23 protein-coding genes are annotated in these 20896 nt (G+C 64.1%); 11 read left to right on the plus strand and 12 right to left on the minus strand.

The features are described 5' to 3' along the window. The 3 genes from PKA57_RS03835 to flaF all read left to right on the plus strand — a co-directional run. Window positions 1-567 (plus strand): flagellin (locus PKA57_RS03835; protein WP_324297672.1); only part of this gene is annotated, 567 nt, incomplete at its 5' end. A gap of 135 nt (window positions 568-702) precedes the next feature. Continuing rightward, window positions 703-1095 carry a flagellar biosynthesis repressor FlbT gene (gene flbT, locus PKA57_RS03840; protein ID WP_324297674.1) on the plus strand — a complete coding sequence of 131 codons (393 nt, stop codon included), beginning with the start codon at window positions 703-705 and terminating at the stop codon, window positions 1093-1095. Then, complete coding sequence (gene flaF, locus PKA57_RS03845; protein ID WP_324297676.1) at window positions 1079-1450, plus strand: flagellar biosynthesis regulator FlaF; 372 nt, start codon at window positions 1079-1081, stop codon at window positions 1448-1450. The genes flbT and flaF overlap by 17 nt, the downstream gene beginning before the upstream one ends. 102 nt (window positions 1451-1552) lie before the next feature. Here flaF and PKA57_RS03850 read toward each other — a convergent pair whose 3' ends face one another. Genes PKA57_RS03850 through PKA57_RS03860 form a run of 3 tightly spaced genes read right to left on the minus strand, consistent with a single transcriptional unit; the run spans window position 1553 to window position 6365 of the window. Continuing rightward, complete coding sequence (locus PKA57_RS03850) at window positions 1553-3034, minus strand: flagellin (RefSeq protein WP_324297678.1); 1482 nt, start codon at window positions 3032-3034, stop codon at window positions 1553-1555. Between the two features lie 4 nt (window positions 3035-3038). Then, window positions 3039-4913, minus strand: coding sequence for a flagellar hook-associated protein FlgK (flgK, locus tag PKA57_RS03855; protein ID WP_324297680.1), 1875 nt, complete (start codon window positions 4911-4913; stop codon window positions 3039-3041). Window positions 4914-4937: 24 nt separating this feature from the next. Then, complete coding sequence (locus PKA57_RS03860) at window positions 4938-6365, minus strand: flagellar hook protein FlgE (RefSeq protein WP_324297682.1); 1428 nt, start codon at window positions 6363-6365, stop codon at window positions 4938-4940. Window positions 6366-6670: 305 nt separating this feature from the next. Between PKA57_RS03860 and PKA57_RS03865 the strand changes: the two genes are divergently transcribed. After that, a complete protein-coding gene (locus PKA57_RS03865; protein WP_324297684.1) occupies window positions 6671-7516 on the plus strand; it encodes a MoxR family ATPase in 846 nt (281 codons plus the stop codon). Window positions 7517-7603: 87 nt separating this feature from the next. Next, window positions 7604-8779, plus strand: coding sequence for a VWA domain-containing protein (locus tag PKA57_RS03870; protein WP_324297883.1), 1176 nt, complete (start codon window positions 7604-7606; stop codon window positions 8777-8779). A gap of 77 nt (window positions 8780-8856) precedes the next feature. Here the strand turns inward: PKA57_RS03870 and PKA57_RS03875 are convergent, their stop codons facing one another. The 3 genes from PKA57_RS03875 to PKA57_RS03885 are packed head-to-tail and all read right to left on the minus strand — an operon-like array spanning window position 8857 to window position 11811. Then, window positions 8857-9552, minus strand: a complete 696-nt coding sequence (locus tag PKA57_RS03875) for an ABC transporter ATP-binding protein (protein WP_324297686.1) — start codon at window positions 9550-9552, stop codon at window positions 8857-8859. Next, window positions 9549-10799, minus strand: a complete 1251-nt coding sequence (locus PKA57_RS03880; RefSeq protein WP_324297689.1) for an ABC transporter permease — start codon at window positions 10797-10799, stop codon at window positions 9549-9551. Before PKA57_RS03880 ends, PKA57_RS03875 begins: the two co-directional genes overlap by 4 nt. A 4-nt stretch (window positions 10800-10803) precedes the next feature. After that, window positions 10804-11811, minus strand: a complete 1008-nt coding sequence (locus PKA57_RS03885) for an efflux RND transporter periplasmic adaptor subunit (protein ID WP_324297691.1) — start codon at window positions 11809-11811, stop codon at window positions 10804-10806. Between the two features lie 86 nt (window positions 11812-11897). Here PKA57_RS03885 and PKA57_RS03890 point away from each other — a divergent pair, with 86 nt between their 5' ends. After that, window positions 11898-12308, plus strand: coding sequence for a hypothetical protein (locus tag PKA57_RS03890; protein ID WP_324297693.1), 411 nt, complete (start codon window positions 11898-11900; stop codon window positions 12306-12308). Between the two features lie 25 nt (window positions 12309-12333). Then, on the plus strand, window positions 12334-12606 hold the full coding sequence (locus PKA57_RS03895; protein WP_324297695.1) for a hypothetical protein: 273 nt from the start codon (window positions 12334-12336) through the stop codon (window positions 12604-12606). Window positions 12607-12625: 19 nt separating this feature from the next. Here the strand turns inward: PKA57_RS03895 and PKA57_RS03900 are convergent, their stop codons facing one another. The 5 genes from PKA57_RS03900 to PKA57_RS03920 all read right to left on the minus strand — a co-directional run bounded on the left by PKA57_RS03900 (window position 12626) and on the right by PKA57_RS03920 (window position 16197). After that, window positions 12626-13243, minus strand: a complete 618-nt coding sequence (locus tag PKA57_RS03900; RefSeq protein ID WP_324297697.1) for a class I SAM-dependent methyltransferase — start codon at window positions 13241-13243, stop codon at window positions 12626-12628. 46 nt (window positions 13244-13289) lie between these two features. Beyond that, window positions 13290-14174 carry a hypothetical protein gene (locus PKA57_RS03905; protein WP_324297699.1) on the minus strand — a complete coding sequence of 295 codons (885 nt, stop codon included), beginning with the start codon at window positions 14172-14174 and terminating at the stop codon, window positions 13290-13292. A gap of 45 nt (window positions 14175-14219) precedes the next feature. After that, window positions 14220-14657, minus strand: a complete 438-nt coding sequence (locus PKA57_RS03910; protein WP_324297701.1) for a DUF3574 domain-containing protein — start codon at window positions 14655-14657, stop codon at window positions 14220-14222. Window positions 14658-14761: 104 nt separating this feature from the next. Beyond that, entirely contained in the window at window positions 14762-15085 is a 324-nt protein-coding gene (locus PKA57_RS03915; protein ID WP_324297703.1) for a 2Fe-2S iron-sulfur cluster-binding protein, read from the minus strand. An 83-nt stretch (window positions 15086-15168) separates the two neighbouring features. After that, window positions 15169-16197, minus strand: coding sequence for an NAD(P)/FAD-dependent oxidoreductase (locus tag PKA57_RS03920; protein WP_324297705.1), 1029 nt, complete (start codon window positions 16195-16197; stop codon window positions 15169-15171). A 288-nt stretch (window positions 16198-16485) separates the two neighbouring features. On the opposite strand from PKA57_RS03920, the gene PKA57_RS03925 reads away from it, so the two are divergent. Then, on the plus strand, window positions 16486-16788 hold the full coding sequence (locus tag PKA57_RS03925) for a chorismate mutase (RefSeq protein ID WP_324297707.1): 303 nt from the start codon (window positions 16486-16488) through the stop codon (window positions 16786-16788). Window positions 16789-16889: 101 nt separating this feature from the next. Here PKA57_RS03925 and PKA57_RS03930 read toward each other — a convergent pair whose 3' ends face one another. Next, a complete protein-coding gene (locus PKA57_RS03930) occupies window positions 16890-17210 on the minus strand; it encodes a 2Fe-2S iron-sulfur cluster-binding protein (protein WP_324297885.1) in 321 nt (106 codons plus the stop codon). Between the two features lie 245 nt (window positions 17211-17455). Between PKA57_RS03930 and PKA57_RS03935 the strand changes: the two genes are divergently transcribed. The 3 genes from PKA57_RS03935 to PKA57_RS03945 all read left to right on the plus strand — a co-directional run bounded on the left by PKA57_RS03935 (window position 17456) and on the right by PKA57_RS03945 (window position 20870). After that, entirely contained in the window at window positions 17456-18982 is a 1527-nt protein-coding gene (locus PKA57_RS03935) for an alkaline phosphatase family protein (RefSeq protein WP_324297708.1), read from the plus strand. A 253-nt stretch (window positions 18983-19235) separates the two neighbouring features. Then, window positions 19236-19643, plus strand: a complete 408-nt coding sequence (locus tag PKA57_RS03940; RefSeq protein WP_324297710.1) for a hypothetical protein — start codon at window positions 19236-19238, stop codon at window positions 19641-19643. A gap of 159 nt (window positions 19644-19802) precedes the next feature. Next, window positions 19803-20870 carry a beta-N-acetylglucosaminidase domain-containing protein gene (locus tag PKA57_RS03945; RefSeq protein ID WP_324297712.1) on the plus strand — a complete coding sequence of 356 codons (1068 nt, stop codon included), beginning with the start codon at window positions 19803-19805 and terminating at the stop codon, window positions 20868-20870. Window positions 20871-20896: the final 26 nt, after the last annotated feature.

Raw genomic sequence — 20896 nt, forward strand, 5'->3', positions numbered from 1 at the left:
GCGGTCAGCTTCTCGGGCGATGCGGCCACTTCGCTCTTTGGCGGCGATGCCAAGATCGACAACGGCACGAGCCGCGCCAAGTTCGTCCAGCAGTACAACGACCTGCTCACGCAGATCGACCAGCTTGCCGCTGACTCCAGCTTCAACGGCGTCAACCTGCTGCAGAGCGGCGCCACGCTGACCGTGAACTTCAACGAGAAGCAGACCTCGAAGCTCGACATCCAGAGCGTCAACTTCTCGGCTGCCGGCCTCGGCCTCGCGGCGCAGACGGACTTCTCGACCGACTCGGCGGTCAAGGCCGTCACCAACAAGCTCGACGGCGCCACGACCACGCTGCGTACGCAGGCTTCGACCTTCGGTTCGAACCTCGCCGTCGTGCAGAACCGTCAGGATTTCACGAAGAACCTGATCAACACGCTGCAGACGGGCGCCGCCGGGCTGACGCTCGCCGACACCAACGAGGAAGGCGCGAACCTTCTCGCCCTCCAGACGCGCCAGTCGCTGGCGACGACCGCCCTCTCGCTGTCCAACCAGGCGCAGCAGAGCATCACGCGAATCCTCGGCTAAGTCCGCAGGACCGCGCGATACCGGACGGGACGGCGGGGACGAAAGTCCCCGCCGTTTCATTTGGGGCAAGGCCCGGATAGGGTAATCTGCGATCAATCCCGCATGCGGGAATCACTTGCGGTTTGGACGAACCCCATGGCCCTGAAAGTCGAACTCAAGCCCGGCGAGCGCTTCATCCTCGGCGACAGCATCATCACCAATGACGATCAGCGCACGCGCCTCTTCATCGAGGGGGACGCGCCGATCCTGCGGGAGAAGGACATCCTGCGCCTCGACGAAGCGGATACGCCCTGCAAGAAGATCTATCTCGTGCTGCAGATGATGTATCTCTCGACCGATCCGATGCAGCACCACGAGCTCTACTTCCAGCTCGTGCGGGACGTTCTCCAGGCCGCGCCGAGCACCGGGCCGATGCTCGATAACATCAACAATAAAATCTTAACCGGGCAATTGTATAAAGCTCTCAAGGAAACTCGGAAACTGATCGAGTACGAGCGGGAGCTAATATCGAATGTCAAGACCGCATGAGGCCTACGCCGCAGTCGCCAAGAGCGCCGTCGATCCTCGCGAGTTCGAGGCTTCCGTGCTTCTGAAGGCTGCGAGCCAGTTTCAGCGGATCAAGGACAATTGGGAGACGGCCGCCAAGGGCGAGCTTCAGCCCGCCCTGCTCTACAATCGCCGGCTCTGGACGGTCTTTGCGACAGCCGTCACCGAGGCAGACCACCCGCTGCCGCGCGAGGTCCGTCAGAACATCGCCAATCTCGCCGTCTTCATTCTGAAGCATACGATCGACGTGCAGGCCAATCCGGCGCCCGAACGCCTCGACAGCTTCATCAACATCAATCGTCAGATCGCGGCGGGCCTTCTTCAGCGCCCGGCCTGAGCCGCGGACGGAACGAGCCGGAATCGAAAAAGGACCCGCAATGCGGGTCCTTTTTCTTTGCTCCCCGAACAGATCGGGTCTGACGGCTTATAGAACCGCCTCTCAGAGATAATTGACCAGCGACAGCTTGGAGAGCGTCGATGTCACCTGATAGCTCGCCTGGAGCTGCGTGACGAGCGTGGTGAGCTGGGTCGCCACGGTATAGGGATCGGCGTTCTGCGTGTTGTCGAGCAGCGTCTGGCTGGTCGAAATCTGCGTCTGGAGATTTTTCTTCGACATGTCGAGCGTCGAGGCTTTGAGACCGAGATCGGTGACGACGCTCTGCACAGATTGCGTGTTGTTGAAGGCGAGCGCGGCCGAGGTGCGCTGCGTCAGCGCGCTGTAGGAAGCCGGCGCATTGGCGTCCGTGGCGCTGTAGGACACGGCGGCGAGAACCGCCGTGCTCTGCACAACCGTGCGCAACGCGCTTTGATCGGCCCGTGCGCCATAGGCGATCTGCGAGCCGTCGCCGATGGTGGCGATGAAATTGTTTCCCGCCGTGCCGTTCGTATCGCCCTTGTACCAGAAGACCGTGTCGGCGGGCGTGCCCGCCTGCATCGCCGTCGCGGTTGCGAATGCCGGACCCGTCACGCGCATGGGCGGATTGGAGAAAAAGTCGTTGCCCGCCTGCACGGCCGAAGCCGCCTTCAGCGTCGTCTGTGCCTCGCCCTGAATGGCCGTATCGAGCGCGGCCCTGAAGTTCGCCGCCGTCGCCGTGGCATCGGGCCCCACGGTGAACTGCCCCTTGCCGGGCGGGTTGTCCGCCGTCGCGGTGAGCGTCACCGTCCTCTTCGTCCCGTCGGGCAGCATGAAATCCATCGAGATCGCATCGCCTTCGCTCGGTAGAGACGCGCCGAAATCGATATCGAGCGCGGCCGGTGTGCCCGCGGGGCCCGTCACCGTGGCGCCATTGAGCGTGGAGCTGACGGCCGAGAGCTTGAAGCCGAAGGGGCTCGGCGCCGCGTCCTCGGCCAGCGAAACGCTCGTCGGCGTCGGCGAGGAAAGCGCGAGGCGCCCGCGCCCGTCGCCGAGATCGGCCGCCGCCCTTTCGGCGATGACCTGCTTCAGCCCCGCGCGGCCCGTATCGCCATTGAGGATGAGATCGGCCGTCTCGACGGGTTCCGTCTGCGTGTCCTTGCCGCCGAAAAGCCTGCGGTCCGCGACGCTCAGATTGAGAAGGTCGACAAGTTCTCCGAGCCGCATGCCGGCATTGGTCTGAAGGCTCGTCTGCCCGCTGCCCGTCAGGTTGAACTGGCTCGTCAGACCGCCCGTCTTCATTTCAGAGGCGATCTGATCGACACGCGTCAGCGCATCGGAGCTGGCCTTGATGCGCGTCTGCGTCATGTTGATCGTGTCGAGATAGCTGTTCGACTGCGACACCTGATTGTTGAGCGCGAGCACGAGATTGCGCGCATCGCCGAGCTTGGCGAAGCTGTCGGCCTTCCGCCCCGATGCGAGCTGGCGCTGAAGATCGGCGAGCTGCGTCTGGATCTGCGACAGGTTGCTCCGCATGGTCGCCGACTGCGCATATGACGAGATCTGCATGACGTTACCTTCCGATGCTCAACAGGACCTGGAACAGCTCGCTTATCGTCGTGATGACGCGGGCATTCGCCGCATATGTGTTTTGCAGCATGATGAGGTTCGACATTTCGCTGTCGATATTGACGCCCGTATCGCTGTTGAACTTGTCCTCGAGCGTGTTCGAGACGATCTGCTGCGCCTGGGCGTCGCTCGAGGCGTTCGCGGCCTGCGATGACTGGAACGAGACGATGCGGCGCGCGAAACTGTCGAGTGAGCCGGCAAAGGGCGTCGTCGCGCTACCGATGCCCGTCGATGCCGAATAGAGGCGGCTTCCATCCGTCAGACGGCGCAGGAGATCGTTGGGCCGCGTATCGTCGCCGATCAGCGTCTGCGGGCTCGTCCGATAGATGACGAGGCTCGTATCGTCGGCGAGCACGGCCTTGTTGACGGCTATGCGTCCCGCAAAGCCGGTGATCTGCGGCGGGTTGTCGAAACTGCCCGAATAGGGTCGCTGCGCCGTGCCATCGACGAAGAGCGGCAATCCCGTCCCCGCATCCGCAAGCGAGGTCGGCGTAACGGTCGCGCTCACGCCGTTGACGTCGGAAGTTCCCGCCGCGCCGTCATCGAGGAAGCTCAGCGTCGTGCCGCCGGGGTTCGACACAGTGACGGAAGCCGGCAGCGCCGCCTGGATGTCGGCGACGATCCCCGCCATCGGCTGATTGAAATTGATGCCGATCACAACGTCGTTCGGGTCGCTCGTCGCCATGTTCGAGAGCGGCAGCGCCGAGGGATCCGTGACCTTGACGATGGTGACGTTGTGCTTCGTCCCGGCGGGCGTGTCCGTATAGGTGAGGTGGATCGTGTTGCCGGAGAGGAGCGCGCCCGTGTCGATGCTGTATCCGGTCGCGGCGCCCGAGGATGTCGCCGTCCCCGCCACCGTCTCCTGCGAGAGCGACAGCGCAAGCTGGCTCGCAAGCTCGTCGAGCTGCGCCTGCGCCTGCGGCAGCACCTTGTCGCGCATTTCGAGATAGCCGGCGATCGAGCCGGAGCGGAACGCGCCCGAGGCGATGAGATCGACCGAGGTCGTGCCGTTCTGCAGCGTCACCGTGCCGACGGTGCGCTTGCTCGCATCAATATTGTAGCTCGATCCCGCATCGAGGTTCAGATGCGCGTCGAATGTGAGCTGCACCGCCTGCTTGTCGAGGAGAAGCTGGCCGCCCCCGGTGAAGAGCGCCACCGTGCCGTCATCGCGCTCGAGCGCCTTGATGTCCATCAACTGCGAGAGCGAGTTGATGGCGGCGTCGCGCTTGTCCTGAAGGTCGGCGACCGAAAGGCTGCTCGCCTGCCGCTGCGCGATCTGGTTGTTGAGATCGGCGACCGACTTCAGCAGCGTGTTCGCCTGCGAGACGGCGGCGGAGATGTTCTGTTCCGCCTCCTGCCGCATGCCCTGTATCTGCTTCGTCATGCTGTTGAGCTGCGAAGCGAGATTGGAGGCGGCATTGAGGAAGGTCTGACGCGCGGCGGGATCGTCCGGCGTCGTCGCCAGCGCCTGAAGCCGGGTTTCAAGCGCCGTGACCGAGCCCGCGATCGAGCTGCTGCTCTCGGGTGTGCCGAACATGGTGTCGATGCGGCCGAGAAAGGTCGTATAGACATTGAGCCGCGCGGTGGCGGCGCCTTCCGTGCGGATCTGCTGCTGCAGGAAGCGGTCGACATTGCGCGTCGCGGCGAGAAGCTGGACGCCGATGCCCTCGCCGCCGGCGATGTTGTTCTGCACCACCTGCGTCTTGCGCGTGTAGCCGGGCGTGCCCGAATTCGCGATATTGCGCGAAACGAGATCGAGGCCGGCCTGGCTCGCATTGAGGCCGCTGATGGCGCTTCCGATGGCGGAGTAGAGGCTCATGACGCTTTACCTGCGACGATCTTGTCAGCGCTTCATGTTCAGCGTTTCCTGGATCAGCTGATCCGAGGTCGTGATGATGCGTGTGCCCGCCGTATAGGCTTGCTGCGCGATGATGAGCTTGGAGAACTCGTCGGCGAGATCGACGTTCGAGGCCTCGACCGCCTGCGCGATGATTTCGCCCGTCCCGCCGATGATCGGCGCGCCGGAATCCTGCGTCGCGGCGAAGGCCGTTCCGTTCATCTTCTGAAGCGCGTTCGGATTGTTGAACTTGGCGAGCGAAACCTGGAAGAGGTCGATCGTCTTGCCGTTCGTATAGGTGCCGGTGATGCGGCCATTGGCGGCCACGGCGACGCTGACGAGCTGGCCCGAGGCATAGCCGTCCTGATCGATCCTGTTCACTGCGACCGTGCCGTTCGTATCGGCGAACTGGGTCATGTTTCCGGGGCCGTGATGCAGCGTGATATTGCCGAGATTGACGCCATTGACGGTGAGCGCGCTGATCGTCGTCGAGTCGACCGGCGGATTGAGCTGCCCCGAAGCGTTGAAGGCATAGGACTGGCCGATATTGGTCCATTTGGCGGCGGTGCCGGTCGCGCTGTCGTCCGACTTGTAGAACGCCTGCCACACATCGCCCGCGGCGCCCGTGCCCTCGCCGGCGGTGTTGTTCACCTTCACCCAGCGGATCTGCACGTTCACCGGATTGCCCTGCCCGTCATAAACGGTGATGGCGCCGCCCGCGACCGAGCGGTCGAGGAAGGACTGCTCGTTCGCGGCCTGCACGAAGCCGTCGGTCGCCGTCGGCGGAATGACCGTCGGATCGTTGGCGAAGGGCGGCGTCGGCGATGCGGCCTCGGCGGCCGTTTGCAGGAGCTCCGAGCCCGACGCATTCATCATCATGGCCGCCTGCGCCGTCATGGGGAAGTTCGGCAGGTTGGCGGTGTAGTTGATCGTCGTCGACTGCTTGGCGGCGAGGAACTGGTTGTTGATCTGGATGACCTGCGGCGTGTCGCCGGTCGGATTGTTCGTCATCGGATCGATCGGCAGGCCCTGGAGATAGTAGCCGCCGCCATTCACGAGAAAGCCGTTCTTGTCCATCGCGAAGTCGCCGCGCCGCGTGTAATAAGGCACCTGCTGGAACACGGGCTTGCTGTCCACGGTCGCGACGCGCTGCGAGACGATGAAGAAGCCTTCGCCATTGATCGCCATGTTGGTGGAGACCTGCGAGGCATCGACCGAGCCCTGCACGGCGTTGGTGTAGCTCGGCTTGGCGACCACGGCGCCCGGCTGGTGGAAGTTCGGCGAGGACGCGGTCACGATGTCATAGAAGCTTGCATCGGTCCGCTTGAAGCCGGTCGTCTGGCTGTTCGCGATATTGTCCGAGATGTAGCCGAGCGCGCTCGACTGCGCGCGGATGCCCGTGATCGCGGTGGTCATCGACCCAAAAAAACTCATGGCCTTGTCTCCATGCCGGTGGCGCCGCCGAGGCGCATCTGTTCGGACCACAGGGAGCAAGGAGCGGGCCAGCCGCAAATATCAATTATTTCAACGCCTTAACCAGATGAAAACCATGGCCCGTCGGGTAGAAACCGCCCTGCCCGGCAGCTTTTGCCGGGTCGAATTGCAGGTCTGATCAGGCGGGCGGGCGGCGTTTGTCTTGAACCCGTGGAGCCCAGGCCCTAGTTTCGGTGCCGTTTAGCCATTGTCACGGGAGGGAGCGCGTGCCCCGGCCGCAGCTTCCGGAGAGAAAGCCCAAATCCATGAAGTTTGAAGGTACAAAGAATTACGTTGCGACCGAGGACCTGCGCGTCGCCGTCAACGCATCGATCACGCTTCAGCGCCCGCTTCTGATCAAGGGCGAGCCCGGCACCGGCAAGACGGTTCTGGCCGAGGAAGTCGCAAGCGCGCTCGGCGCCGAGCTGATCACCTGGAACATCAAGTCGACGACCAAGGCGCATCAGGGCCTTTATGAATATGACGCGGTGACGCGCCTGCGCGACAGCCAGCTTGGCGACGAGCGCGTGAAGGACATCCGCAACTACATCACCAGGGGCAAGCTCTGGGAGGCGTTCGAGCGCGACACGCGCCCCGTCCTGCTCATCGACGAGATCGACAAGGCCGACATCGAATTCCCCAACGACCTCCTTCAGGAGCTCGACCGGATGGAATTCTATGTCTACGAGACGAACGAGACGATCAAGGCCCGCCAGCGCCCCATCGTCATCATCACCTCGAACAACGAGAAGGAACTGCCGGACGCCTTCCTGCGCCGCTGCTTCTTCCACTACATCAAGTTCCCGGACGAAGACACGATGCGCGCCATCATCGACGTCCACTTCCCGGGCCTCAAGGGCAAGCTCGTGCAGGAAGCGCTCAACATCTTCTACGAGATCCGCGAAGTGCCGGGCCTGAAGAAGAAGCCCTCGACGTCCGAACTCATCGACTGGCTGAAGCTGCTGCTCTCGGAGGACATTTCGCCCGAGACGCTGCGCGAGAAGGACCCCTCGAAGCTCATCCCGCCGCTCCATGGCGCGCTGCTGAAGAACGAGCAGGATGTCCACCTCTTCGAGCGCCTCGCCTTCCTCGCGCGTCGCGAGAGGAACTAGGCATTTCCTCATCCGTCATGCCGGGCACGCCCCGGCATGACGATCGGAAACCGGCAGGATCGTCGCTCGAACGGCAAGGTGCGCCCCATGTTCGTCCATTTCTTTCATGAGCTGAAAAAGGCAAACATCCCCGTCAGCCTGCGCGAGTATCTGATGCTGCTCGAGGCGATGGATGCCGATGTCATCGACCGCAAGGTCGAGGACTTCTACTACCTCTCGCGTTCCTCCCTGGTGAAGGACGAACGCAATCTCGACAAGTTCGATCAGGTCTTCGGCCATGTCTTCAAGGGCCTCGACCTCATGAGCGACACCCAGACCGCCGACATTCCCGAGGAATGGCTGCGCAAGCTCACCGAAAAATTCCTCACCGAGGAGGAGAAGGCGCAGATCGAGGCGCTGGGCGGCTGGGAGAAGATCATGGAGACGCTGAAGAAGCGTCTCGAGGAACAGAAGGAGCGCCACGAGGGCGGCAACAAGTGGATCGGCACCGCCGGCACCTCCCCCTATGGCGCCTATGGCTACAACCCGGAAGGCGTGCGTATCGGCCAGAAGGAAGGCCGCCACGGCAAGGCCGTGAAGGTCTGGGACAAGCGCGAATACAAGAACCTCGACGATTCCGTCGAGCTTGGCACGCGCAACATCAAGGTCGCGCTGCGCCGCCTGCGCAAGTTCGCCCGCGACGGCGCGCCGACCGAGCTCGATCTCGAGGATACGATCCGCTCGACCGCGCATCATGGCTATCTCGACATCAAGATGGTCCCGGAGCGGCGCAACAAGATCAACCTGCTCGTCTTCTTCGACATCGGCGGGTCGATGGACAGCCACATCAAGCTCTGCGAGGAGCTGTTCTCGGCGGCGCGTACCGAATTCAAGAACATGGAGTATTTCTACTTCCACAACTGCCTCTATGAAGGCGTGTGGAAGGACAATCGCCGCCGTCACAACGAGAAGATGGCGACCTGGGACGTGCTCCACAAGTTCCCGTCCGACTACAAGGTCATCTTTGTCGGCGATGCGAGCATGAGCCCCTATGAGATCACCTATGCGGGCGGCTCGGTCGAGCACTGGAACGAGGAGCCGGGCGGCGTCTGGCTCGAGCGCGTCACGCAGATCTATGAGAGCGCGGTCTGGCTCAACCCCGTGCCCGAGCGGCACTGGGAGCACACGCCCTCGCTACAGATCATCAAGCAGATCTTCGCCGAGCGCATGTATCCGCTGACGCTCGAAGGTCTGGACAAGGCCATGCGCGAGCTGAGCCGCTAGGAGCGAAGTTATCTGACCGGCCAACAGGAAATGCCGCCGCGGAGAGACACCCCGGCGGCATTTTCATTGCGCCACGTTCAGCGCCGCTCGTCCTTCACGATCCTGCCATCGACGAGATGAATATTGCGCTCGGCGGCGGAAGCGAAGGCAATCTCATGCGTCACCGCAATGACCGTCCGTCCCTGCTCACGCACGAGACGACTGAAAATATCCTGCACGATCTCGCTGTTCTTCGTGTCGAGATTTCCGGTCGGCTCGTCGGCCAGAATGATGCCCGGATCGTTGGCGAGCGCGCGGGCGATGGCCACACGCTGGCGCTGGCCGCCCGATAGCTGGTCCGGCCGCTTGCCCGCCTGATCTTCTATATCGAGATCGGAGAGAAGCTGTCTTCCACGCGTCTCGATCTGCGCCTCGTCGAGCGCGCCGAGCCGCAGCATCGGCAATGTCACGTTCTGCAGGACGGTGAATTCCGGCAGCAGGAAGTGGAACTGGAAGACGAAGCCGAGCTTCCTGAGCCGGATCGCCGCCAGCGCGTCGGCGCTGTGCCCGCTCGTCGCCTCGCCGTCGATGAAGACTTCGCCTTCGGTCGGCACATCGAGAAGGCCGAGCAGATAGAGCAGCGACGATTTTCCGGAGCCGGAGGGCCCCGTGATGCTGACGAATTCGCCACGATTGACCGAGAGGTTGATATCGCGCACCAGCGTCACCGGCACCACCTCCTTGAGGATGCGCGTGACGCCGCGCATTTCGACCAGAGGCGCCTCCCCGCTCATGCCGCCCCCCGGATGATGTCGACGGGCCGCACCTGCGCGGCCTTGCGCGCCGGATACCACGCCGCCGCGATTGCGGCCGTCAGCGCGAAAATGCCGCCGATCGCGAACGGCCGGAAGCTCCTGTCGAGCACGAAGCCTTGCCTCTCCGTGACACCGGGCACGTTGAATTTGACGAGGGAGAGAAGCTCCAGAAGCCCGTAACCGATCGACCAGCCGATCGCCATGCCGAGAAGGCCGACAAGCACGCCCTGAATGAGAAAGACGGCCTCGATGTCCCTGGCGCGAAATCCCATCGACATCATGATGGCGATGTCGCGCCGCTTCTCCATCACGACTGTCGAGATGATGTTGAAGATGCCGAACGCGGCGACGACCATGATCGCGCTCACGATCGAATAGGTGATCGCGTTGCGGATGACAAAGAGGCCGAGAATGTCGCGATTGACCTCCTGCCAGGATTCCGAACGATATCCCCAGCGCGCCTCGAGCTGGGCGGCAAAGGTTTCGGCATCATCCGGATTTGGAATCTTGATGCGAATCTGGTTCGCGATGAAGGGCTTGTCGAGCAGCACCTGCGCGTTCTTGAGCAGCACATAGACCTGCCCCGTATCGAGAAGCAGATTGCCGACATGGAAGACCCCGACGACCTTCATGCGCTTGACAAGACCGGTCGGCGAAATGACGGTTGCCAGATCGTCCATCTTGAGCCCGATCTTGTCCGTGACGCCGGTGCCGATGACGATGCCGTCCGCCGTCGTGCGAAGCCGCTCGAGGCTCCCCTGCCGCATGTCGCTTTCGACTTGCGTCAGATATTTCTCCTTGTCGGGATCGATGCCGGCGACAGAGGCGCTCACATCCTTGTTCGCGAAGCGGACGATCACCTGCCCCGTCAGCGCCGCTTCGGCGATGACGCCGGGACGCTGAGAAAGCTCCTCGACCTTGGCGCTGTAATTCTTGATGCCGCGCAGATATTCGCGCGGCTTCGTGCGCACGAGCGAGATCGCGCCATGCCTGAAGGCGATGAAGACGGGCTGCGTCGTCGGGTTGCGGAACTCGTCCTTGATCGTGATGTGTGGTGCGTTGTTCACGAGCCGCTGCACGAAGTCCTGCTCCGAGCCCGACATGATCGAAGACGTCGCGATGAAGAAGCCGACGCCGAGCGCGACGCCCAGCATGGAAACGAGGGTCTGGCGGCGCCGGTTCATCAACTGCGCGAATGCAATCGACAGGGTGACGCGCCAGAACATCTGCTCAAGGCCCCGAGGCGCGAAGCCGAGTGCCCTCGGATAACCCCGCGGGCGGCGTCGCGATGACGAGCGCATCTTCCGCAAGGCCCGATTTCACTTCGGCCTTGTCCTTGCCGACCGCGCCGATCTCGACCTTGACGAGATGCGCGCGCCCCTCCGCGAGGGTCCAGACCGAGCCGCCGGAGAGCGCCGCCACGGGCACGAGCAGCGCGTTCTTTTCCTCCCGCACGATGATGTTGATTTCGGTCGTCATGCCGGAAAGAAGCGGCGTGTCGGAAGGCAGCGCGATGTGGACGCGATAGGTCCGCGCGACCGGATCGCCATAGGGCGTGATGTCCTTCACCTCGCCGTCGAGCACGCGGTCATTGAAGGCGTCGGCGCGGATCAGCGCCTTCTGCCCCGGCTTCACCAGCGGAATGTCCTCTTCATCGACTTCGGCGTCGATCTGGAGCGCGGACGGATCGCCGACGACGAACAGCGTCTGCTGCGGCTGCACCATGTCGCCAACCTTGAGCTGCAACTCCGAGCGCAGCACCGTGCCGTCTATGGGCGCGCGGATATAATGATCCTCGAGCCTGGCCTCCTCCGCGCGAAGCGCCGCCACGGCCGCTCCGAGCGCGCTTTCCGCCTGATCGAGCGCCGCGATGCTGATATTTCCGGACTGCCGGAGCGCGCGCGCGCGTCTGGCATCGCGCTCGGCAAGGGCGAGCTTCGCCTTGAGCTGCTCGACATTGTAGGTCTCTTCCGCGAAGTCGACGATGGCGAGGATGTCGCCCTTCTTCACCGTGTCGCCTTCCTTCGCGTGGATCTCCGCGACGCGGCCCGCGACCTTCGAGCCCGTCTGGGCATAGACGACGGGTTCGACCGTGCCGGTCGCATAGACCGCCTCGACGGCCGGTCCGCGCTCGGGCTTCACCACCACGACGGAAGCGGGACGAAACAGAAATACGGCCCCTGCAATTGCAACCACCGCCAGCGCGGCGCCGCCGATCCAGATCGACTTGGCTCTCAAGATGGGCTCCGCTTCTGCCTCGTGACTTGCGGCCGCAGGCCCGCAATTGCCGGATTGCAGGCAGGCGGAAAAGTCTATCCGTCCCCGTGCCGGTGCCGCCAGTCCGGGATTATACCGATGAGTTGCCGCCAAAAGGCCGGGGTCGACCCGCCGCCGCCCCTAAAAAATTGCGGATGAAACGCCGCTATTTCGCCCCGTTTCCATTTAATATGGAGCGGAACGAGGAGGCAGCCGGCATGAAGATGAAACGGATTTTATGGATTGGCGGCATATTGGGCTTCGGCCTCGCGCTTTCGGCCTGCGCCGACAGCGCCGCCGAAAAGGCCCGCCTTGATGCCGTGGATCATCAGAACTGTGTCGATCTCGGCTTCAAGCCCGGCACCGACGCCTACGGAAATTGCCGCCTCAAGATGCGGGAAATCCGTGCCAGGAACGAAGGCGCGCGGTCCCCGAATGTGAATTTCGGCGTAGGGGTGGGCGTCGTTCACGGATTTTAGCGACCGGCGGACAGAGGAGGCTCAAATGCGAAAATCCTTGGCGCTTCTATTCCTTCTTCTCGTCGCGTCCTGTGTGAGCCCCGAGGAACAGGCGGCCCGCGCGGCGGCGCAGCGCCAGGCCGATGCCCAGGAATGTCAGCGCCTCGGCTTCAAGCCCGATACGCCCGCCTTCGGCAATTGCATGCTGAAGCTCCGGGAAATCCGCGCGCAGGAAGAGAACACCCGCGCCATCGACCGCGCGAACACCATGCCGCCGCCCTGGTGGGGCCCCCGCTACGGTCCGCCCTATTGGTGGTGAGCCGGGCCGCCGCCCGCCTTCACGCCTCCGCCATGCCCCAATAGTTGAAGCCCGCTATGCGCGGCGTCGAGGGCAGATACATGCTCTGAAGATCGGTGATCCTGAACCCCGAGCTTTCGATGAGCGATGGCATCTGCCTGTTGAGGTTGCAGCCGCCGAAAAGCGTCCGCCAGACCGGGTTGACGCGGTTCTGCCATTTGAGGACATCGGCATCGGGCGCCGCGCCATGCTCGCAGAAGACGAGCTTGCCGCCGGGCTTCAGCACGCGCCGCATGCCCTCCAGCGCCTTCACCGGATCGGGAATGGTGCAAAGGCTGAATGTGACGAGCACCGTGTCGACGCTCTTGTCGTCGAGCGGGATCTGCTCGCCCGGCAGGCCGATGAACTCGACCGGAAACGGCAGATCCTTCGCCCGCTCCCCCGCCAGCTTCCATGAAGCCTCGGAGGGGTCGAGGCCGATCACTTTCTTCACCTTGGCCGGATCGTAATAGGGAAGATTGAAGCCCGTGCCGATGCCGATTTCGAGCACCGTGCCTTCCGCCAGCGGCACGACCTTCCTGCGCTGATAGCGGATCGGCTTCGTTCCGCACGCACAGTTGATGATGTGCGGCACGACATATTTTTCGTAAAGGCCCATGGCGCTCCTCCCTTTGCTCGGGCGGAATTATGGGCATGTCCGGTGCCTAGCGCCACTCCGAAACGCCGAAGCGAAGCAGCCGGTCGCCGTCGATGGGTCCGAGCGTGCGGCCGCGCCCCCTGAGCGCGAGGACGCAGGCGCGCAACAGCGCCTTCTCGCGCAGCGCGCTCGCCCGTTTCACGCCCCCGGACAGCGCCTCCCGGATCGTATCCGGCGGCAGCGCTCCCACCTCGCCGGTGAGCCTGCGCCCCTGAAAGGCGCTGGCCACGAGCGGGTCGGCAAGCCGCCCCTTGCGGTGAGCGGAAGGAGCCGCCGTTCCGTCGGCGATAAAGGCCGCGGCGAACGCCGCCATGGCCGCGCTCCTGGCATGCACCATCACCCCGTCGGCCGCGCCCGAGGTCGGGAAATGCCCGCGAAGACCGGCAAGCGCGACGCCCCCCTGCCCCGGCCCGAGCGCGCGCAGGAACTCGCCGAGCATGAGCGGCGCCGAATGGGTGGCGGCGAGCGCCGTCCTGCCCTCGACCTGCCCCTCGATATGGAACGCGGCGGCATCGTCGAGCGAGACGACGATCACGGGGCAGCCGCCCGCCTCGCGCATGGCGGCGAGCGTGGCGTCGCAAACGGCGCCGGGCAGCGCGACGAGCGGCGGCGGCACATCGGCGAGGCTCGCCCCGCCATTGGCCTGCATCAGCGCGCGCACGGCGTCGGGCACCATCCGGCCCGCCGCCCCGCGCGGCAGCATGTCGAGCGAGCCCGCCGCCCCCATCTTGGCGATGAGGTCGGCATCCGCGATGAGGTTGAGCGTCAGCTCGCGCGCCATGTCCATGCCGGCGTCGAGCGCGGCATGGGCGTTCTCTCCTGCGGCTGCAAAGCGCAGCACGCCCGGCCAAATCTCGAAACTTTTCTCGACAAGCGGTTCGGCGGCAAGCATGGCCCGTTTTCGCAAGGTAGATGTGGCTTGTCCAGTGGGCGCGGTCTATTCGACGACGCGCACCGGCTGGTCGGTGTGGAAAACGGCGTCCTGCCGGAAGCGCTTCACATAGGCCCGCTTGATTTCCCCGATCGCCTTCGCCGTCGCCACCGTTTCCGGATGCACGATGATGACGATCTTCGTCGGCTCGGACACGACCCTTGTCGACTTAGCCTTCGGATCGCGCCACTGGCCCGTCGCCGGAACGATGGTGAGCCCGTCGGGAAAGCGCGGCGTCACGACCTCGGCCACGAAGCGATGCCACTCCTTCTCGCTGACATGCCCGCCCCCCTTTATCCCGAGGCCGAAATAGAGCGTCGTCTGGATGGCGCCGCCATCCGCCAGCGCCGGCGACGGCAGGGGCTGAACGAGCAACAGGACGAGAAAGAGGGAAAGAACGAAGCGCTTCACGGTATCGGGCTTGCCTTTTGCTCCGGCCGTCATGCGACGGGCCGCGGCCGGAAGAAGTGGGATCTGCCTTGCCGCCCGACTATGCCATGCCACACCCGCCCGCGCATCCGGTCATGCGGGCCGCCATGCGCCCCGCCTCAGGCCGCGTCCTTCAGCGCCACATCCGCGATGCGGAGCCGGAGCCCGTCAAGCTCGGCAGTGAAGATGAGCTGGCAGGAAAGCCGCGACCACGGGCCGCCATAGTTCTGGTCCAGCATGTCGAGTTCGTCCTCTCGCGGATCGTGAAGCCGCGACGCCCATTCCGGATCGATCTCGACCTGGCAGGTGCCGCAGGCGCAGGCGCCGCCACATTCGGCGATGATCGGAAATCCGTGATCGCGGACGATCTCCATCACCCGCCAGCCCTCGAGCGCGTCGAGCTTGTGTTCGCGGCCTTCGCCATCGGTGAGATAGATATGCATGGGATAACCTCCGGGCGCGGAATTCCGGCGGCGCGGAGCCTGCTTGGCCCGCGCCCTGAACGATATGGAAAAGTGCGGCTTGCCTACGCGACGCCGAGCTTTTTCTGCAGGCTCGTCGATGAGGTCGTGTACTGGAACGTGATCTTCGCGTCCGGATTGATGTGCCGCGCCGCTGCCTGCGACATCAGCGCCGCCTCGTGGAAGCCCGAAAGGATGAGCTTCAGCTTGCCGGGATAGGTGTTGATGTCGCCGATGGCATAGATGCCCGGCTCGCTGGTGGCGAATTTCTCCGTATCCACCGGAATGAGATTTTCGTGAAGATTGATCCCCCAATTCGCGATCGGGCCGAGCTTCATCGTCAGACCGAAGAAGGGCAGAAGCGTGTCGCAGGCGACATCGAACTCCACATTGTCGTTGCCCTTGATGGTCACGCCTTCGAGCTGTCCGTTCGCGCCATGGAGCTTCGTCACCTGCCCGAGGTGGAACTTCATCTTCTCTTCCTGAACCAGCCGGTGCATCTCGTTGACCGAGGCGGGCGCGGCGCGGAAGCCGTCGCGGCGATGGACGAGCTGCATCGAGTCCACGATGGGCTGGAGGTTGATCGTCCAGTCGAGCGCGCTGTCGCCGCCGCCCGAAATGAGAACGTTCTTTCCACGGAATGTTTCCATCTTCTTCACCGCATAGAAGACGGACTTGCCCTCATATTCCTCGATACCGGGGATGGGCGGACGCTTCGGCTGGAAGCTGCCGCCGCCCGCCGCGATCACGATGACCTTGGTGTTGAAGACGAGGCCGCCATCGGTCTTGAGGCGCCAGCTTCCGTCCGGCTGGCGCTCGACCTCCTCCACCATCTCGTTGAAGTGGAATTCCGGATGGAAGGGCGCTGCCTGCTCCATCAGCCGATCGGTCAGTTCCTGGCCGGTCACGATCGGAAGGCCGGGAATGTCGTAGATCGGCTTCTCCGGATAAAGCTCGGCGCACTGCCCGCCCGGCCGGTCGAGAATGTCGACGAGATGCGCCTTGATATCGAGCAGCCCAAGCTCGAACACCGCGAAGAGCCCCACGGGCCCCGCGCCGATAATGACTACATCCGTCGTGATCGTCTCAGCCATGTCTCTCACCTGCTCTTGGTACCTGCCGTTGGTCCACGCGCTCCGGCCGCCGGAACAAAAAACATCGAATAAATGTTATTCATTCGATTTCACAATTCGGACCGCTTATATAGGTCGAGCCGGGCTCCGCGCCAAGCGCTTTTTCCGTCCGATGCGCGGGCCGAGCCGCCCGCCGCGCTTTGCCGCGGAAATCCTTGAAGATTCAAGGGTGACAAAGCCCGCCTCGTGGCTATGTTGTGGCCCGGATGCGGCGCTGCAGCAAAGCGCCTACGCCCCCCGGAGAGCAACATGATGAAATGTCACACGATGGAGGAGGTCCGCCGCGAGATCGACCGGATCGACCGGGAACTCGCGAAACTTCTCGCCGAGCGGCAATCCTATATCGACGAGGCCGGCCGCATCAAAGGCGAACGCTCGGCGGTGCGCGACGAGGCGCGGATCGAGGATGTGGTGTCGAAGGCGCTGGCCGCGGCCGACGAATACGGACTGTCCCGCGAGATCGCCGAACCCGTCTGGCGGCTCCTCATCGAAAAGTCGATCGAGCACGAATTCCGGGTTTTCGACGCCAAGATGCGCGCAGCGGGGGAATGACGGGCAAACGGGTCCCGAACGCAATCAAGCCCCGGATCGGCTCCGGGGCTCGTGCGTGCCCTGTAATGTAAAGGCCGTTCAGGCCGAAGAGGCGATGCCCCTCAGAACTGCTTGTCCGGCGTCGTCACCACGAGGCCGTCCAGCTCGTCCGTGATCTTGATCTGGCAGGAAAGCCGCGAGTTTTCGCGCACGTCGAAGGCGAAATCGAGCATGTCTTCCTCCATGCTCTCGGGCTTTCCGACCTTGCCGCTCCATGCCTCGTCCACATAGACGTGGCAGGTCGCGCAGGCGCAGGCCCCGCCGCAATCGGCGTCAATGCCGGGGATCATGTTCTTGATGGCCGCTTCCATCACGGTCATGCCGTTTTCGGCTTCCACCGTGCGTTCCGTGCCGTTGCTTTCCTTAAAGGTGATCTTCGCCATCGCCGTCTCGACTGCAAGAATGTGAACGCGCCGGTTGGACCGGCAGATCTCGAATTGCCGCTGAAAGAAGTCGCCGGAGCTTTTCACGGCCGGAGCTTTTCAAGGCATGGGGGGAGGTAGCATGGCCCACGGCCCCGGGTAAAGCCGCTTCTTGCCCTCCTCCGCCGCCCCCGGCCCTCGTTGCAGGCCCGCCCCATCCCGCGCATAGTTTCGCGAAAGCGAGAGGATCAGGGGAGAGGCCTTCCATGGGCGAACCGCTCAACGTCATTTTCATCACCGCCGACCAATGGCGCGGCGAGTGCCTGTCGGCGCTCGGGCACCCGCAGGTCCGGACGCCGAACCTCGATGCGCTGGCCAAGGAAGGCGTCACCTTCAGCCGGCACTATGCGAACGCCGTCCCCTGCGGCCCTTCGCGCGCCTCGCTCCACACCGGCATGTATCTGCAGAACCACCGTTCTGGCACCAACGGAACGCCGCTCGACGCCCGCCACACGAACTGGGCGAAGGAGGTGGCGAAGGCGGGCTACGATCCCGTCCTTTTCGGCTACACGGATACGAGCCAGGACCCGCGCGAGGAAGATCCCGAGAGCCCCTGGCTCAGAACCTATGAAGGGCCGCTGCCGGGCATTCGTCCGGTCTGCATGATGGGCACCTGGCCGACGCCCTGGACCGACTATCTGAAGGCCAATGGCTACGAGGTGCCGGACGACATCCGCTACGCCTATGGCCACCGGGCTTCCGGGCCGGACTATGAGGACGGCGCGCCGCACCCGAAGCCCCTCCTCTATCCGCAGGCCGAGGATGACACGGCCTTCCTCGTCAACCGGCTCATCGACTACATCGCCGCCCAGCGCGAGCCCTTCGTCGCGCATCTCTCGCTGCTCCGGCCGCATCCGCCCTTCGTCGCGCCCGAGCCCTATAACGCGATGTACGATCCGGCATCAGTGCCGGGCTTCACACGCTGCGCCACGCCGGATGACGAAGGCCGCCAGCACCCGTGGCTCGCCCACCAGCTCTCCCGCAGGCTCTTCCGCGCGCCCGCGAACGAGAAGAAGCTCCGCCGGCTCAAGGCCGTCTATTACGGGCTGATGAGCGAGGTCGATGCCGAGATCGGCCGCCTCATTCACTTTGTCAAAGAGCGCGGCCTCTGGGAGAAGACCCTCATCATCTTCACCTCCGACCATGGGGAGCAGATGGGCGACCACTGGCTCCTCGGCAAATGCGGCTATTTCGATGCCTCCTACCGCATTCCCCTCATCATCCGCGATCCGCGCCCCGGCGGGGACAAGTCGCGCGGAAAGATCGTCACGCGGTTCACCGAGAATGTGGACATCATGCCGACCATGCTCGAGGCGCTCGGCCTCGACAGCCCCGTCCAGTGCGACGGCAAGGCGCTGACGCCCTTCCTCTCGGGGGACGGCGCGCCCGGCGGCTGGCGGACGGAGGCGCATTGGGAATTCGATTTCCGCGACCCCGCCGACGATGCGGCGGAAAAGGCGCTCGGCCTCACCCTTCATCAGTGCACGATGAATGTGATCCGCGACGAGAAATTCAAATATGTCCACTTCACGAAGCTGCCGCCGCTGCTTTTCGATCTCGAAAAGGACCCCGGCGAATTCGTGAACCGCGCCGATGATCCGGCCTATCTGCCCGTCGTTCTCGAATATGCGCAGAAGATGCTTTCGTGGCGCATGAACCATGACGAGCAGACGCTGACACATATCGCGCTGACCGATGACGGCCCGGTCGCGCGCCGCTCGGCACGGTGGTGACACAAGGAAGTCATGGATGGCCCGCATGAAGCGGGCCATGACGGGCTGACGTTCCACCTCAAACGTCATGGCCCGGCTTGTCCGGACCATCCACGCCTTCACCCTGCGAAGGATCGCGGACACTCCGCCACTTCTACGCATCCGTCATGCCGCGCCTGGCATTTACGATACCGGCAGGAATATCCAGGCGCCCATTGCTTTCGGCGTGCCTGCCCGTGCTAGGCTGCGCCACCGGTTGTTTCAGGGGGTCAGCATGAAGGCGGGTACATTCGCGCGCGGCGCGGCGATGGCGGTTCTGACGGTTGCGGCTGCGGCTCTCGCAATGCCCGCTTTCGCGGCCAGCATGGAACCGCGCTTCGACAACACCATGGTTGGAACGCGGCCCGACGGCACCGTGCTGAAGCTCTATTACAACCGGGATCACACCTTCTCCGGCGAGATCACGCCCGCGGGCTCGCCCACCTCCTTCGAGGCGAAGGGCACATGGCGGCTCGACGGCGACAAGCTCTGCGTCACCCCTGAAACGCCGGGCGGCGAGCCCGGACCGGAAGCCTGCGCCGTTCTCAAGGGCGACAAGGTCGGCGACAAGTGGAAGACGACCGTTCAGGGCACGGATGGAAAGCCCGTCGTGCAGACGGTCGAGATCGTCAAGGGACGCTGAGGCGGCGGAAAATTCCGGCACCGAGGAGCGGTTGCCCGGCTCCTGCTCGCGGGGTGAAAACATCAGCCGCTTTTCCGGGCTGAATTCGCCCATCCCACTTGCCAAGCCCGCGCGAAAGCGGCACACCCCTTTGGTGGGCAATGCGAGGGGCGGACGGCGATGGCGCAAACCGAACTCGGACTGATCGAAGGCTTTTACGGCACACCCTGGGACTGGAAGACGCGCGCCGAAACGGTCGCCTTCCTGAAACCCCATGGCTACCGCTTCTATCTCTATGCGCCGAAAGCCGACGCCTATCTCCGGCGCCGCTGGCAGGAGGAGCACCCGGAGGCCGAGGCTGAAGGCCTCCGCGCCTTCGCCGCCACTTGCCGCGCCGAGGGCGTGCGCTTCGGCGTCGGGTTGAGCCCTTACGAGATTTACCGCGACTTCAACGCCGATGCGAAATCGGCGCTCGCACGCAAGCTCGCCTTCTTCGACGACATCGGCATCGAGGAACTGGGGCTGCTGTTCGACGACATGCAGGGCAGTCAGGCGGATCTCGCCGAGGCGCAGGCACGGATCGTCGATTGGGCCGCCGCGCGGACGCGGGCCACCCGCATCACCGTCTGCCCGAGCTATTACACGGACGATCCGATCCTCGACCGGATCTTCGGCGCCCGCCCGCCCGCCTATCTCGAAACGCTGGGCCGCCTTCTCGACCCGGCGATCCATGTCTTCTGGACGGGCGAGGAAGTCTGCTCGCGCGAATATTCGCCGGGCCATCTCGCCCGCGTCTCGGAAACGCTGCGCCGCAAGCCCGTGCTCTGGGACAATTATCCGGTCAATGACGGGCCGCGCATGTCGCAATATCTCCACATCCGCGCCTTCACCGGCCGGCCCGCGGCGATGGGCGGCCACCTCGCCGCCCATGGCGTCAATCCGGCGCTCCAGCCCGTGCTCTCGCGCATCCCAGCGCTGACGCTCGCGGCGAGCTACGCCGAGGGCGAGGCCTATGAATATGGCCGGGCGCTGGCGCGGGCCGCCGAGACCGTCGCGGGACCGGAACTCGCCGCCTTCATCCGCGACGATCTCCTCTTCCTTCAGGATGTCGGCCTCGACCGGCTGGGCAAGGCGGCCGACGGGCTCCGCGTCCGCTACGCCGCCATCGACCATCCTGCCGCCCGCGAAATCATCCGTTGGCTCGACGGCGCCTATCGCATCACCCAGGCCGCGATGGAGGCACAATGAACCATCGGGCGGCGTCCTCGCCGGAG

The sequence above is a fragment of the Parvibaculum sp. genome, assembly GCF_035325945.1.
Classification (GTDB): Bacteria; Pseudomonadota; Alphaproteobacteria; order Parvibaculales; family Parvibaculaceae; genus Parvibaculum.

What these genes read in the sequence shown, in the direction of transcription:
- flbT (WP_324297674.1), top strand. Translation starts at nt 703, where the DNA reads ATGGCCCTGAAAGTCGAACTCAAGCCCGGCGAGCGCTTCATCCTCGGC.
- flaF (WP_324297676.1), top strand. Translation starts at nt 1,079, where the DNA reads ATGTCAAGACCGCATGAGGCCTACGCCGCAGTCGCCAAGAGCGCCGTC.
- PKA57_RS03850 (WP_324297678.1), bottom strand. Translation starts at nt 3,034, where the DNA reads ATGCAGATCTCGTCATATGCGCAGTCGGCGACCATGCGGAGCAACCTG.
- flgK (WP_324297680.1), bottom strand. Translation starts at nt 4,913, where the DNA reads ATGAGCCTCTACTCCGCCATCGGAAGCGCCATCAGCGGCCTCAATGCG.
- PKA57_RS03860 (WP_324297682.1), bottom strand. Translation starts at nt 6,365, where the DNA reads ATGAGTTTTTTTGGGTCGATGACCACCGCGATCACGGGCATCCGCGCG.
- PKA57_RS03865 (WP_324297684.1), top strand. Translation starts at nt 6,671, where the DNA reads ATGAAGTTTGAAGGTACAAAGAATTACGTTGCGACCGAGGACCTGCGC.
- PKA57_RS03870 (WP_324297883.1), top strand. Translation starts at nt 7,604, where the DNA reads ATGTTCGTCCATTTCTTTCATGAGCTGAAAAAGGCAAACATCCCCGTC.
- PKA57_RS03875 (WP_324297686.1), bottom strand. Translation starts at nt 9,552, where the DNA reads ATGAGCGGGGAGGCGCCTCTGGTCGAAATGCGCGGCGTCACGCGCATC.
- PKA57_RS03880 (WP_324297689.1), bottom strand. Translation starts at nt 10,799, where the DNA reads ATGTTCTGGCGCGTCACCCTGTCGATTGCATTCGCGCAGTTGATGAAC.
- PKA57_RS03895 (WP_324297695.1), top strand. Translation starts at nt 12,334, where the DNA reads ATGCGAAAATCCTTGGCGCTTCTATTCCTTCTTCTCGTCGCGTCCTGT.
- PKA57_RS03900 (WP_324297697.1), bottom strand. Translation starts at nt 13,243, where the DNA reads ATGGGCCTTTACGAAAAATATGTCGTGCCGCACATCATCAACTGTGCG.
- PKA57_RS03905 (WP_324297699.1), bottom strand. Translation starts at nt 14,174, where the DNA reads ATGCTTGCCGCCGAACCGCTTGTCGAGAAAAGTTTCGAGATTTGGCCG.
- PKA57_RS03910 (WP_324297701.1), bottom strand. Translation starts at nt 14,657, where the DNA reads ATGACGGCCGGAGCAAAAGGCAAGCCCGATACCGTGAAGCGCTTCGTT.
- PKA57_RS03915 (WP_324297703.1), bottom strand. Translation starts at nt 15,085, where the DNA reads ATGCATATCTATCTCACCGATGGCGAAGGCCGCGAACACAAGCTCGAC.
- PKA57_RS03920 (WP_324297705.1), bottom strand. Translation starts at nt 16,197, where the DNA reads ATGGCTGAGACGATCACGACGGATGTAGTCATTATCGGCGCGGGGCCC.
- PKA57_RS03925 (WP_324297707.1), top strand. Translation starts at nt 16,486, where the DNA reads ATGATGAAATGTCACACGATGGAGGAGGTCCGCCGCGAGATCGACCGG.
- PKA57_RS03930 (WP_324297885.1), bottom strand. Translation starts at nt 17,210, where the DNA reads ATGGCGAAGATCACCTTTAAGGAAAGCAACGGCACGGAACGCACGGTG.
- PKA57_RS03935 (WP_324297708.1), top strand. Translation starts at nt 17,456, where the DNA reads ATGGGCGAACCGCTCAACGTCATTTTCATCACCGCCGACCAATGGCGC.
- PKA57_RS03940 (WP_324297710.1), top strand. Translation starts at nt 19,236, where the DNA reads ATGAAGGCGGGTACATTCGCGCGCGGCGCGGCGATGGCGGTTCTGACG.
- PKA57_RS03945 (WP_324297712.1), top strand. Translation starts at nt 19,803, where the DNA reads ATGGCGCAAACCGAACTCGGACTGATCGAAGGCTTTTACGGCACACCC.